General features: G+C 74.3%; 12 protein-coding genes. 8 read left to right on the forward strand and 4 right to left on the reverse strand.

The genetic code is table 11. The annotated features are described in order from the left end of the window. Positions 1–38: 38 nt before the first annotated feature. Entirely contained in the window at positions 39–1,010 is a 972-nt protein-coding gene (locus D476_RS32100) for a LysR family transcriptional regulator (RefSeq protein ID WP_017622779.1), read from the forward strand. Positions 1,011–1,171: 161 nt separating this feature from the next. Then, on the forward strand, positions 1,172–1,942 hold the full coding sequence (locus D476_RS0104495; protein WP_017622780.1) for an SDR family NAD(P)-dependent oxidoreductase: 771 nt from the start codon (positions 1,172–1,174) through the stop codon (positions 1,940–1,942). An 85-nt stretch (positions 1,943–2,027) separates the two neighbouring features. Here D476_RS0104495 and D476_RS32105 read toward each other — a convergent pair whose 3' ends face one another. Beyond that, positions 2,028–3,341 carry an MFS transporter gene (locus D476_RS32105; RefSeq protein WP_017622781.1) on the reverse strand — a complete coding sequence of 438 codons (1,314 nt, stop codon included), beginning with the start codon at positions 3,339–3,341 and terminating at the stop codon, positions 2,028–2,030. Between the two features lie 96 nt (positions 3,342–3,437). Between D476_RS32105 and D476_RS0104505 the strand changes: the two genes are divergently transcribed. Continuing rightward, positions 3,438–3,752, forward strand: a complete 315-nt coding sequence (locus tag D476_RS0104505; protein ID WP_020380432.1) for an ArsR/SmtB family transcription factor — start codon at positions 3,438–3,440, stop codon at positions 3,750–3,752. A gap of 279 nt (positions 3,753–4,031) precedes the next feature. Here the strand turns inward: D476_RS0104505 and D476_RS0104510 are convergent, their stop codons facing one another. The 3 genes from D476_RS0104510 to D476_RS0104520 form a co-directional block, all read right to left on the reverse strand. Further along, positions 4,032–5,327: a M20 metallopeptidase family protein gene (locus D476_RS0104510; protein ID WP_017622783.1), complete on the reverse strand. Its 1,296-nt coding sequence runs from the start codon at positions 5,325–5,327 to the stop codon at positions 4,032–4,034. Between the two features lie 138 nt (positions 5,328–5,465). Then, on the reverse strand, positions 5,466–5,630 hold the full coding sequence (locus D476_RS37860) for a hypothetical protein (protein WP_160167432.1): 165 nt from the start codon (positions 5,628–5,630) through the stop codon (positions 5,466–5,468). 54 nt (positions 5,631–5,684) lie between these two features. Beyond that, a complete protein-coding gene (locus tag D476_RS0104520; RefSeq protein ID WP_017622785.1) occupies positions 5,685–6,425 on the reverse strand; it encodes a GntR family transcriptional regulator in 741 nt (246 codons plus the stop codon). Positions 6,426–6,674: 249 nt separating this feature from the next. Between D476_RS0104520 and D476_RS0104525 the strand changes: the two genes are divergently transcribed. The 5 genes from D476_RS0104525 (at position 6,675) to iolD (ending at position 12,658) form a co-directional block, all read left to right on the forward strand. Further along, entirely contained in the window at positions 6,675–7,697 is a 1,023-nt protein-coding gene (locus D476_RS0104525) for a Gfo/Idh/MocA family protein (RefSeq protein WP_017622786.1), read from the forward strand. A gap of 211 nt (positions 7,698–7,908) precedes the next feature. Further along, positions 7,909–8,895: a 5-dehydro-2-deoxygluconokinase gene (iolC, locus tag D476_RS0104530; RefSeq protein ID WP_017622787.1), complete on the forward strand. Its 987-nt coding sequence runs from the start codon at positions 7,909–7,911 to the stop codon at positions 8,893–8,895. Next, a complete protein-coding gene (locus D476_RS0104535; protein WP_017622788.1) occupies positions 8,885–9,760 on the forward strand; it encodes a Cgl0159 family (beta/alpha)8-fold protein in 876 nt (291 codons plus the stop codon). The genes iolC and D476_RS0104535 overlap by 11 nt, the downstream gene beginning before the upstream one ends. 100 nt (positions 9,761–9,860) lie before the next feature. Then, complete coding sequence (iolB, locus tag D476_RS32110) at positions 9,861–10,772, forward strand: 5-deoxy-glucuronate isomerase (protein WP_017622789.1); 912 nt, start codon at positions 9,861–9,863, stop codon at positions 10,770–10,772. Next, a complete protein-coding gene (gene iolD, locus D476_RS0104545) occupies positions 10,772–12,658 on the forward strand; it encodes a 3D-(3,5/4)-trihydroxycyclohexane-1,2-dione acylhydrolase (decyclizing) (protein ID WP_017622790.1) in 1,887 nt (628 codons plus the stop codon). Before iolB ends, iolD begins: the two co-directional genes overlap by 1 nt. The last annotated feature ends 12 nt before the right edge of the window (positions 12,659–12,670 follow it).

The raw sequence follows: 12,670 nt of genomic DNA on the forward strand, positions 1-12,670 counted from the left end.
GGGAGAGCATCGCCCGTCAGGGGTGAGAAGATCCAACGATGATCCCGGATACCTCGATAAGCGATCGCGATCGCGCAGCGCGGGGCGGCCGCGACCCGCTGAACGCCCAATGGCTGCGGACCTTCGCCGCGGTCGCCCGGCTGGGGTCGTTCTCGGCGGCGGCCGAGGAGCTGCGCTACACCCAGTCGGCGGTCTCCCAGCAGGTGGCGGCGCTGGAGAAGGACCTGGGCACGGCCGTGCTGCGGCGCCGCCCGGTGGAGCCGACCGAGGCGGGCGCGCGCCTGTTGGAGCACGCCGGGCCGATCCTGCTGCGGTTGGACGCCGCCCGCACGGACGCGGCGCGGGCGCGTGAGCCGGGGCTGCTCCGCCTGGCGGTGGCGGCCTGCCCGGGGGCGTTCGGGGCGGCCGCGGCGCAGGCCCTGGCGGAGGTGCGCGCGGCCGAACCCCGGCTGGAGGCGGCCGTATGCACGGTGCCGCTCCCGGCGGTGGTCGAAGGCGTCGCCTCCGGGGAGTTCGACGTGGGGCTGGTCGACGGCGTGGCCGCGCCGAGCGACCCGCTGCGCCTGGGCACGGGGGAGGGCGGGCGGGAGGCGCTGCGGACGGAGCCGGTGTCCGAGCGGCCGCTGGCGGTCGCCCTGTCGGCCGCGCACCCGTTGGCGGGACGGGGCGGGGTGCGCCTGGCCGGTCTCGTGGACGCACTGTGGATCGACGCGCCGGGGGTCACCGTGCCGCTGGAGGTGCTGCGCGACGCGGACCCCAACGCCTCCCCGCGGGTGGCCCTGCGCCTGGACGGCGGGGACGCCGGGGCGTTGGAGGCCCTGGTCGGAGCCGGACACGGGGTGGCGCTCGTGCCTCGTGGACGCCTGCGGGACGTGGCCGAGTCCCCGGTCACCGAGCCGAGGCTGGTCCACCGGACAGAACTCCTCCACCTCGACCCGCAGGGCCCGGCCCTGGACTTCGCCGAGGCGCTGGTCCGGCAGGGGACGGCAGCCGTGTCCCCGGCGCGGTGACCTCCCCGCGGACGGGGCGACGGGGACGGAGCAGGGGCCGGGGCCATGGACGGCGCCGGGAGACCCCGAACGCTGCGCCAGCGGTTATCGGCCACCGCGTCCCTTGTGCCGCGTCCGATTCCTGCCGGTACACCGGCGCGCTTCCCGGCAGGATCGAACACATGAACACCACACCGGACACCGACACGAACCACCTGCCCCTCCTCGGGGCCGCCGCGCTCGTCACCGGTGGCAGCCGCGGGATCGGGGGCGCCACGGCCGTCCGCCTCGCCGAACTCGGGGCCGACGTCGCCATCACCTACCGCGAGCGCGAGGAGCGCGCCGCCCAGGTCGTCGACCGGGTCAAGGCCGTCGGCCGACGGGCGCTCGCGATCCGTGCCGACGCCGCCGACCTCGGCGCCGCCACCGCGGCGGGGCGCCGCACCGCCGACGCCTTCGGGCGCCTGGACATCCTCGTCAACAACGCGGCCGCCTTCATGATGGGGGCGACCGAGGAGGTCACCGACGAGGACCTGGACCGTGCGGTCGCCGCCAACGTCGAGGCGCCGTTCGCGGTGGCCCGCGAGGCGCTCCGCCACATGGGCGAGGGCGGCAGGATCATCAACCTGGGCAGCAACGTCTCGGAGCGGCTGCCGTTCCCCGGCCTGACCCTGTACTCGATGACCAAGTCCGCCATGGTCGGCCTGACCAAGGGCCTGGCCCGGGAGGGCGGCCCGCGCGGGATCACGTCGGCCCTGGTGGTTCCCGGCCCGACCGACACCGAGACGAGCCCGGCCGACGGCCCGATGGCCGGGACCATCAGCGGGATCACCGCGCTCGGCCGCTACTTCCGCCCGGAGGAGGTGGCCGAGACCGTCGCGTTCCTGGCGGGGCCCGGCGGACGCGCCACCACCGGAACGGCGGTCTACGTGGACGCGGGCTTCACCGCCTGAACGGGCGCGCTTCGTCTCCCGCCGCCCGCCACCGGCCGCCGGGACACCGTGCACGGGGGGTGCAGGCCCGTGATGCCCCGACGCGTCATTCCGACGGGGTGAGCCTCCGCTCGGGTGACGCGGTCGCGGTCGCCTCGCCCGCCCGGTTCCGGACCGCGGTGAGCCAGGCGACCGCGATGAGCATCGTGAGGATGAGGAGGGCCAGCACCGCTACGGTCAGGTGGAACGCGTCGGCGAACACCTCCCGGTGCGCGGTCCCGCCGACACCGCTGAGCACGCGCCCGGCGAGGTCGGTGTCCGGAATCCGCCGGGCGATGGTGGTGGTCATGGTGAGGCCGTAGACGGCGACGAAGACGGCCTCGCTCCCCATACGGAAGAAGTTGAGGACCCCGGCGGCGGCACCGGCCGCCGCGGGCGGGACGGTCGCGGTCGCCTCACCGTCGACGAGTCCGAGGGTCAGCCCGAAACCCGTGCCCACCAGCAGCGACGGCAGGACAACGCCGGTGGGCGCGCCGTGCGGCGTGACCAGGAGGAGCCCCGCGACCCCGGCCAGGAGCAGGGTGAGGCCCACGAGGTTCACCCGCGCGGCGCCGATCGCGGCGGCCAGCCGGTTCCCCGCCACCGGACCGAGGAGGACCGGCACGCTCAGGGCGAGCATGAAGAGGCCGACGCGGCCGCTGTCCAGGGCGAACAGCGCGCTGTAGGCGGTGGGCAGGTAGGTCAGGAGCGTCACGAACCCGACCGATCCGGCCATGGTCACGATGCAGCAGATGATGAAGCCGCGGTTCCACAGGGCGCGCAGCCCTTCTTCGCTCCGCTGCGCCGTGGTGCGCGGCGGTGCGGCGATGGCCGCCGTGCCGGCGAGGGCGAGCGCGAGCAGGGCGGTGTGGGCGCCGTACATGCCGCGCCATCCGGCGAGCGTGATGAGGGCGCCCGCGGCGCTGGGGCCGAGCGCGAGCCCCAGCCCGATGGCCGATCCGTAGAGGGAGAAGAGCCTGGCCCGATGCGCGCCGGAGAACATCGTCGAGATCAGCGCCGACCCCGAGGTGAAGATCGCGGCTCCGCCGACCGCCGCGAGGGTGCGACCGCCGGCGACGACCGCGACGCTCGGGGCGACCGCGCACAGGGCGGAAGCTCCGAGGTAGAGCAGGATGCCCAGGCGCAGCGTGTTCCCGTGGCCGAGTCGGCCCGTCGACGCTCCCCAGACGAGCGTGGACAGCGCGAAGGCGATGTTGAAGCCGTTCACGACCCATTGGAGGGGGCCGGGGGCGGTGCCCAGGCCGTCCGCGATGCCCGGCAGGGCGACCGCGGTTCCGGACAGGCCCAGGGGGACGAGTGTGACCGCCGTCAGGACCACCGTGCCCACGACGGCACGCTGCCGTCCGGTCGGATTGTTCATCTCCGAAGGTTCCCTATCTTACGCACGTTCGATGAGTGGCGAACCTACCATGCGTGCGGCGTCCAGGTACCATGTGAGGCGAACCTGGGAGGTGGCATGGCGGGAGAAGCGCCCGAGCCGACGATGGATGAACTGGACCTGGGCCGGATCTTCGCGGCGTTGGCCGATCCGTCCCGGCGGAAGGTGGTCTCCGACCTGCTCAACGAGCCCGTCGGAACGGTTCGCACCTGCTGGTCGTTCGAGCTGCCCGTGGCGAAGTCCACGCTCAGCCACCACTTCAAGGTGCTTCGTGAGTCGGGGCTCGTCTCCAGCATCGACCTCGGCAACCGGCGTGAGGTCGTCCTCCGCAAGGAGGAACTCGACCAGCGGTTTCCGGGCCTGCTCGCCCTGGTGAAGGACGACCGGGTCTAAGGCGCTGATGGGACGTCACTGACTGACCCGGCTGCGGACACGGCGGAGGGCGCCCGGGGGCAGTGTGCGAGGACGGACACGGACGCCCTTGTGACGGCACTCTGCGCCCGACCCGTAGGGGCGGGCGTGAGGCCCACTCCTGGAGCAGGGGCTGGTGGAAGCGCTCACCCCTGCCGTTGGCCTGCGGCCGCCAGGGCGCGGATCCACCGGGGCGAGGGGATACGCCGCCTCCCGCTCGTGTCCGCCGTCGGCGGACTCCCGGTGTTCGACCGGCCGCCCTCAGCGGCCCACCCCCAGCCGCTCCGACAGGTGGTCGACGGCGACGTTGGCGTGCAGGCGCACGCCCGTCTTGAGGACGGAGTCGTCGGTGTAGAAGGCCGGGTTGTGGTTGAAGACCATCCCGCGCCCGCCGGGCACCGCCTCCATCGTCCCGTCGTCGCGGTACCGCAGGTCCTGGCAGCCGAGGTTCACGTACAGCCCGCCGAAGCGGTCGATGAACTCCGAGACGTCGTCGTAGGGCAGCCCCGGCGGCGTCTCGTGGACGTTCTGCGCGCCCGCGACGCGCCGCAGCGTGGGCAGGGCAGCGTCCACCCACTCCGGCGTGTTGTGCACCGGCGGCACGTTCTGCAGGAACTCGGTGGTCGCCGTGCACCCGTACGCCCGCGCCATGTGGTCGGCGGTGCGCCGGATGTGGTCCTGCACGGTGTTCATGTCCGACTGGATCAGGCACCGGATGGTGCCCCACAGGGTGACCTTCCCGCCGATGATGTTGAACCGGCCCACGTCCTCCACGTGCCCGATGGAGACGGTCACCGGGGACGTCGCCGGGATCTGCCGGTACACCTGCCCGAGCGCCGAGATCGTGTCGGCGGCGGCCGGCATGGGGTCGGTTCCCTCCCAGGGCGTGGACCCGTGCACCTGCTTGCCGTCGATGCGGATCCTGATCACGCAGGAGGCGGCGTAGGTGTTGCCGCTGCCGTACCCGACGGTGTTCGCGGGAAGCGGTGCGACGTGCATGCCGAAGGCCATCGTCGGCACCGGGTCGGCCAGGGAGGGGTCGCCGGCCATCGCCCGCGCGCCGCCGGTCTCGTCCACCGGCGGGCCCTCCTCGGCGGGCTGGAAGATGAACACGACCGACCCGGGCAGGTGTTCGCGCAGTCCGGCCAGGACCTCCGCCGCACCCATGAGCATGGCGGTGTGGCAGTCGTGCCCGCAGGCGTGGGCGACGGGGAACGGGCCGCCCGGGTAGTCCCGGTCGACCACGGTCGACGCGAAGTCCACCCCGGAGGCCTCCTTCACCGGCAGGGCGTCGATGTCCGCGCGCAGCGCGGCCGCCCGTTCGCCGGGGCGCCCGCCCCGCAGCACCCCGACCACCCCGTGCCCGGCGATGCCGGTGCGCACCTCGTCCAGGCCGGTCGAACGCAGGTGGTCGGCGACGAGCGCGGCGGTGCGCTCCTCGCGGTTGGACAGTTCGGGATGGCGGTGGATGTCGTGCCGCCAGCCGACGACCTTGTCCTGGATCCGGTCGGCGGCGGCGTCGATGGCCCCCGCGATGTCGACGTCGGCCGTGGTCATCGCTCCTCCAAACGGTAACGGTAGGTGACCCGCAGTCACGAAGTTAGGCCGCGGCGGGCAATGCCCACCACGGCCCCGCGCCAAGCCCGGGTCGAGATCCGGCCACCCGGTCGGCCCCCGGCAGGGGACCGGAGCCGGTCAGAAGGGGAAGCCGACCGCCGTGTGGCCGCCGGACAGGGCCCACGCACCGGCCGCCTCGAAGAGCGGCTCCGCACGTTCCCCGGGGCGCTTCCCGGTGGGGGCCTCGAACCGCCGAGCCTCCTCGGCGGCGGTGCGGGCGTCCGGGAGGTGGTCGCCGCCCATGGGCGACGGCCCGCGGTCCGCCGTCCGGGCCATTCCCCGGGCCGGGGGCGGGGGTCAGCTCGTGAGGGTCAGCTCGAAGGAGTACCTCGACGCCCGGTAGACGTGCGAGCCGACCTCCACCACGCGGCCGATGTCGTCGTAGGCCGTGCGGTCCATGGTCAGCAGCGGGGTCCCCTTGGTCTCGCCGAGGGCCTTGGCCTCGGCGGCGGTCGCCCCCCGGGCGCCGATGCTCTGGGACGCGATCTTCAGCGTCACGCCCGCCGTCCTCAGCAGCCGGTACAGCCCCGTGTCCGCCAGCGTCTCGCGGGTCAGCTCCACCAGCCCCAGCGGCAGGTAGTTGTGCATCAGTGCCAGCGGCTCGTCCCCCACATGGCGCAGGCGCTCCAGGACGTACACGTCCGTACCGGGGTCCACCTCCAGCGCCCGGGCGACCGACTCCGGGGCCGGGCGCACGCTCAGCTCGCGCACCTCCGTCCACGGGCGCTGCCCGGCCTGCACCAGGTCGTCGTAGAGGCTGGACAGCTCCACCGGGCGCCGCACGCGCGGGGTGACCACCTGGGTGCCGACCCCGCGCTTGCGCACCAGCAGCCCCTGGTCGACCAGGTACTCGATGGCGCGGCGCAGCGTCGGGCGGGACAGCCCGAGCCGGTCGGCGAGCACGATCTCGTTCTCCAGGCGGGTCCCCGGGGGCATCTCGCCTTCACGGATGCGCCGTTCCAGTTCCTGGGCCAGCTGGAAGTACAGCGGCACCGGGCTGGTGCGGTCGAGAGCCACCTGCGGCTGCGATTGGGCCACGCGGTTCCGATCGGTCGGGGGACGGGTGCGGTCGGCGCGGGAGGGGCGCGTGTCCCGCGATGGGACGCGCTCGCCCGCCCTTCCAGTCTACGGCTCCGTCCTGTTGATGGCAGATGAGGAAGTGTATATGTCTAGACATACTATTGACATGCAGGTCAACGAGGCGTAGAAATCTCCCCAGACGTGACCCAGGGGACCGGCCCCTGTGTCCCGGGCCACAGGGGCCCGGATCCGGTAAGGAGGCGGCACATGCGCATCGGACTCGTCGGCGCCGGCCGGATCGGAGCCTCGCACGCCGCGGCCGTCGCCGCGCGCCCCGAGGTGGACGAGGTGCTGGTGGCCGACATCGACCCGGGGCGCGCCGCCGCGGTCGCGGGCGCCGTCGCCGGGGCGCGCCCCGCCGCCTCCCCCGAGGACCTGCTCGCGCCCGGCGCCGTCGACGCCCTGGTGGTCGCCTCCGCCACCGCCTCCCACCCCGACCTGATCCTGGGCGGCGTGCGCGCCGGGACCCCCGTCTTCTGCGAGAAGCCGGTCGCCCCCGACGTCCCCGGAACCGTGCGGGTGCTGCGCGAGGTGGAGCGGACCGGCGCCCTGGTGCACATCGGCCTCATGCGCCGCTTCGACGCCGGATACGCCCGCGCCCGGCAGGCCCTCCGCTCCGGAGAGCTCGGCGACGTGCACCGCGTGCACGCCGTGACCTGCGACGCCGCACCGCCGCCCGCCGGGTACGTGCCCACCTCCGGCGGCATCTTCCGCGACTGCCACGTGCACGACTTCGACATCCTGCGCTGGGTCACCGGCCGCGAGGTCGAGGAGGTGCACGCCTACGGCGCCAACCGCGGCGCCGCCTACTTCGCCGAGGCCGGGGACGTCGACACCAGCGCCGCCGTGATGCGCCTGGACGACGGCACCCTGGCCACCCTGCAGGGCTCGCGCTACAACGGCGCCGGGTACGACGTGCGCATGGAGGTGGCGGGGACCCTCGGAACCATCGCCGTGGGCCTGGACGACCGCACCGCCCTCGTCTCCGCCGAGCCCGGCGCCGCCTTCCCGGAAGGGCGGCCGTGGCAGGAGTTCTGGTCCCGCTTCACGCCCGCCTACGAGGCCGAGATCGCGGCCTTCCTGCGCATGGCCGCGGAGGGCGGCCCCAGCCCGTGCACCGTCGCCGATGCCTTGGAGGCCGTGCTCATCGCCGACGCCGCCGACCGCTCGATGCGCATGGGCCGCCCCGTGCGCCTGGCCGAGGTGCGCGAGGAGGCGGTCGCCGCATGAACCCCGATCCGGCGGCGCGACATGGAGCCGCGCCTTTGCACGGACCTCGGGGAGGGGGCCGCCATGGCTGATCACCGGTCATCCCTCTGGGACGCGGCCCACCACAGGGGAATATCGGAGTGTGCGAGCCCCACCGGGGGAGCCGCCGTCCGGAGACCGCCACGACCAGGGCGGACGCACCGGCGTCCGCCGCGACCGACGGAGGTCCGAGTTGAGTCCCACTGACCGCCGGCCCGACGGCGACCCGTTCGAGGTCGTCACCATGGGCCGCGTGGGCGTCGACATCTACCCTGAACAGGTCGGCGTCGGCCTGGAGCACGTGCGCTCCTTCGCCAAGTTCCTCGGCGGCAGCCCGACGAACGTGGCCGTGGCCGCCGCCCGCCACGGGCGCCGCACCGCGGTGGTCACCCGCACCGGGGACGACCCCTTCGGCCGCTTCGTCCGCGAGGCGCTCGACTCCTACGGCGTCGACGCGCGCTACGCCGCCCCGGTCCCCGGCGCCGCCACCCCGGTGACCTTCTGCGAGATCTTCCCGCCCGACGACTTCCCGCTGTACTTCTACGGCCGCACCCCCAAGGCCCCCGACCTGGAGATCCGCCCCGAGGAGCTGGACCTGGACGCGATCGGCGCGGCCGACGTCCTCTGGGTCACCGTCACCGGACTGTGCGCCGAGCCCAGCCGCACCGCGACCCTGGAGGCGCTGCGCGCCCGCGGCCGCCGCGGCACCACCGTCCTCGACCTGGACTACCGCCCCATGTTCTGGGAGTCCCGCGAACAGGCCCGGCGCTGGATCGCCGAGGCGCTCCCGCACACCACCGTCGCCGCGGGCAACCTCGACGAGTGGGAGACCGCCGTGGGCACCCGCGACCCCGGGGCCGCCGCCGACACCGCCCACGACCGCTTCGGCGTCTCGCTGGCCGTGGTCAAGCAGGGTCCCGCCGGGGTCATGGCCTCCGACGCCTCCGGCCGCACCACCGTGCCGCCGGTGCCGGTGGAGGTGGTCAACGGCCTGGGCGCGGGCGACGCCTTCGGCGGCGCGCTCTGCCACGGCCTGCTCGCCGGCTGGGACACCGGGCGCACCATGCGCTTCGCCAACGCGGCCGGGGCGATCGTCGCCTCCCGCCTGTCCTGTTCCGACGCCATGCCCACGTCCGACGAGGTCGAGGCCCGGATGGAGGAGGCGGCCGATGCGCGCTGACACCCTGCGCGAGCTGGCCGCGACGCGCGTCGAGCGGCCCGAGGCCATCGCCGAGGCCGCCGCCGCCCGGACCCGCCCCGCCTCCCCGCTGGGCGAGCACGGCAAGGCGATGATCATCGCCGCCGACCACCCCGCGCGCGGCGCGCTGCGCTCCGGGGACCGCCCCATGGCCATGGCCGACCGCGCCGACCTGCTCGACCGGCTGTGCGCGGCGCTGGCCCGGCCCGGCGTCACCGGGGTGCTCGGCACCGCCGACATCCTTGAGGACCTGCTGCTGCTGGGCGCTCTGGAGGGCAGGACCGCCATCGGCTCGATGAACCGCGGCGGCCTGACCGGCGCCGCCTGGGAGATCGACGACCGGTTCACCGGATACGACGCCGCCGGGCTGCGGGCCATGCGGTTCGAGGGCGGCAAGATGCTGCTCCGCCTGCACTACGGCGACCCGCGCACCGCCGACACCATGGAGGCCTGCGCGCGCGCCGTGGACGAGCTCAACACCGCCGGGCTGACGGCCATGGTCGAGCCGTTCATCTCGCACACCGTCGACGGGGCGGTCCGCAACGACCTGTCGCCCGACGCCGTCGCCCGGTCGGTGGCCATCGGCTCCGGCCTGGGCCGCACCACCGCGCACACCTGGCTCAAGCTGCCCGTCGTCGACGAGATGGAGCGCGTGGTCGCCGCGTCGACCCTGCCGGTCGTGCTCCTGGGCGGCGAGGTGTCCGCCGACCCCGACGCCGCCTACACCCGCTGGGCCGAGGCCCTGAAACTGCCCACGGTCAAGGGCCTGACCGTCGGGCGCTCCCTGCTCTACCCCGCCGACGACGACGTCGTCGGGGCCGTCGACACCGCCGTGGGGCTGCTGTGAGAGCGCGACACGCCCCGGCGGCCGCACCACGCCCCGGACCGGATCCGGTCCCGGGGCGCGAACCACGACCGAGGAGGCAGAACGTGCCCGGAGGCCGCCGATGACCGCGAACCACCATGTCCCCGCGGGCGCGACCGCGCAGGGCCCCTACGCCGCGGTCGTGACCCCCTTCTCCGCCGGGTGGGGCTACTCCGGCCTCAAGGTGCTGGAGCTGGCCCCCGGCCGGAGCGCCGAGTTCTCCACCGGCGACGCCGAGACCCTGGTCCTTCCGCTGAACGGCTCCTGCACGGTGGAGTGCGGAGGCGAGCGCTTCGACCTCGTCGGCCGCCCCGACGTGTTCTCCCGCGTCACCGACTTCGCCTATGTGCCCCGTGACGCCGCCGCAACCGTCACCAGCGCCGGGGGCGGCAGGTTCGCCCTGCCGTCCGCGCGGTGCGAGCGGCGGGGGGCGGCTCNCGTGCCGGTCGAGCTGCGCGGCGCGGGCCAGTCCAGCCGCCAGGTGAACAATTTCTGCACCCCGCAGGCCTTCGAGGCCGACCGGCTCATCGCCTGCGAGGTGCTCACCCCCGAGTCGAACTGGTCCTCCTACCCGCCGCACAAGCACGACGAGGCGACCGGGACGGAGTGCGAGCTGGAGGAGATCTACTACTTCGAGGTCGGCTCCGGCCCCGGCGGGCCGGGCGTGGCCTACCAGCGGGTCTACGGCACCGAGGACCGCCCGATCGACGTGCTCGCCGAGGTGCGCACCGGTGACGTGGTCACCATCCCGCACGGCTGGCACGGACCGTCGATGGCCGCCCCCGGCTACGACCTGTACTACCTGAACGTGATGGCCGGTCCCGGTGAGGAGCGCGCCTGGCGCATCTGCGACGACCCCGCCCACGGCTGGGTCCGTGCCACCTGGGAGCACCAGGAGATGGACCCCCGCCTACCGCTGTGCACCGCCGACGGGCCGACCCCGAACCGCGCCGACGGCGCGGAGGACGCCGAAAGCGCCGGAGAGGGGGAGTGATGGGCGCCACCGACACCGTCCGCCTGACCACCTCCCAGGCCCTCGTGCGCTTCCTCGCCGCCCAGTACAGCGAGCGCGACGGCGAACGGCAGCGCCTCATCCCCGGCGTGTGGGGCATCTTCGGCCACGGCAACGTGGCCGGGCTGGGCCAGGCCCTGCTCCAGGCCGCCACCACCGGAGAGGCCGACCTGCCCTACTACCCCGCCCGCAACGAGCAGGCCATGGTGCACGCCTCGGCCGCCTTCGCCAAGATGCGCGACCGGCTGCAGACCTTCGCCTGCACCGCCTCCACCGGCCCCGGCTCCACCAACATGGTCACCGGAGCCGCCCTGGCCACCACCAACCGGCTGCCGGTCCTGCTGCTGCCCAGCGACATGTTCGCCACCCGCGGCCCGGACCCCGTCCTCCAGCAGCTGGAGGACACCCGCGGCGGCGACGTCACCGTCAACGACGCCCTGCGCCCGGTCTCCAAGTACTGGGACCGCGTGGCCCGGCCCGAGCAGCTCGTCCCGGCCGCCCTGGCCGCGCTGCGGGTGCTCACCGACCCCGCCGAGACCGGCGCGGTCACCCTGTGCCTGCCCCAGGACGTCCAGGCCGAGGCGTACGACTGGCCGGTCGACCTCTTCCGCGAGCGCACCTGGCACATCGACCGCCCGCAGCCCGACCCGGCGTCGGTGCGCCGCGCGGCCGAGGCGATCCGCGACGCCCGGCGCCCGCTGATCGTCGCGGGCGGCGGCGCGGTCTACTCCCGCGCCACCGGGGAGCTGCGGGCCTTCGCCGAGGAGACCGGCATCCCCGTCGCCGACACCCACGCCGGGAAGGGCGCCGTTCCGTGGGACCACCCCTGCGCGGTCGGCGGCGTCGGCTCCACCGGCACCTCGGCCGCCAACGCCCTGGCCCGCGAGGCCGACGTGGTGATCGGGATCGGCACCCGCTACAGCGACTTCACCACCGCGAGCCACACCGTGTTCGCCGACCCGGACGTGGAGTTCGTCAACCTGAACGTGGCGCGCCTGGACGCCGCCAAGCACTCCGCACACCAGATCGTCGCCGACGCACGCTCCGGCCTGCAGGCCCTGCGCCGCGAGCTGTCCGGCTGGCGGGTCGAGGACGACTACCGGGAGCGCGCCCGCGCGCTGGCCGGGGAGTGGGCCCGCACCACCGACGCCTGCTACGCGGCCGACGACGGCGCGCTCCCGGCGCAGACCGCCGTCCTGGGCGTCCTCAACGACGTCCTCGACGACACCGACGTCATCATCAATGCCGCCGGGAGCCTGCCCGGCGACATGCAGATGCTCTGGCGCGCCCGCGACCCCAAGTCCTACAACGTCGAGTACGCCTACTCCTGCATGGGCTACGAGGTCGCGGCGGGGCTGGGAACCAAGATGGCCGCCCCCGAGCGCGAGGTCGTGGTGCTCGTCGGCGACGGCTCCTACCTGATGCTCTCCCAGGAGATCACCACCATGGTCGCCGAGGGCGTCAAGGTCGTCATCGTCGTCCTGCAGAACCACGGGTTCGCCTCCATCGGGGCGCTCTCGGAGGACCTGGGCTCGCAGCGGTTCGGCACCCGCTACCGCTACCGCGACCCCGCCACCGGACTCCTCGACGGGGCCGTGCTCCCCGTCGACCTGGCCGCCAACGCCGCCAGCCTGGGCGCGGAGGCCATCCGCGCCGACGGCCTCAAGGAGCTGCGCGAGGCGGTCGAGGCCGCCAAGGCCGCCGACACCGTGACGGTCGTGCACATCGAGACCGACCCGACCGGCCCCAACCCGCCCTCCAGCGGCTGGTGGGACGTCCCGGTGAGCGAGGTGTCCGAGCTGGACAGCACCCGCCGGGCCTACCGCACCTACGCCGAGCACAAGCGCGACCAGCGCCACTACCTGTGACGCGCGCAGAAG

Origin of the sequence: Nocardiopsis chromatogenes YIM 90109 (genome assembly GCF_000341185.1) — a bacterium.
GTDB classification, from domain to species: Bacteria; Actinomycetota; Actinomycetes; order Streptosporangiales; family Streptosporangiaceae; genus Nocardiopsis_A; species Nocardiopsis_A chromatogenes.

Bases quoted from the DNA above. Each gene is read 5' to 3' on its own strand.
- iolD (WP_017622790.1), top strand. From the start codon at position 10,772: ATGGGCGCCACCGACACCGTCCGCCTGACCACCTCCCAGGCCCTCGTG.
- D476_RS0104535 (WP_017622788.1), top strand. From the start codon at position 8,885: ATGCGCGCTGACACCCTGCGCGAGCTGGCCGCGACGCGCGTCGAGCGG.
- D476_RS37860 (WP_160167432.1), bottom strand. From the start codon at position 5,630: ATGGGCGGCGACCACCTCCCGGACGCCCGCACCGCCGCCGAGGAGGCT.
- D476_RS32100 (WP_017622779.1), top strand. From the start codon at position 39: ATGATCCCGGATACCTCGATAAGCGATCGCGATCGCGCAGCGCGGGGC.
- D476_RS0104495 (WP_017622780.1), top strand. From the start codon at position 1,172: ATGAACACCACACCGGACACCGACACGAACCACCTGCCCCTCCTCGGG.
- D476_RS0104510 (WP_017622783.1), bottom strand. From the start codon at position 5,327: ATGACCACGGCCGACGTCGACATCGCGGGGGCCATCGACGCCGCCGCC.
- D476_RS32105 (WP_017622781.1), bottom strand. From the start codon at position 3,341: ATGAACAATCCGACCGGACGGCAGCGTGCCGTCGTGGGCACGGTGGTC.
- D476_RS0104525 (WP_017622786.1), top strand. From the start codon at position 6,675: ATGCGCATCGGACTCGTCGGCGCCGGCCGGATCGGAGCCTCGCACGCC.
- D476_RS0104505 (WP_020380432.1), top strand. From the start codon at position 3,438: ATGGCGGGAGAAGCGCCCGAGCCGACGATGGATGAACTGGACCTGGGC.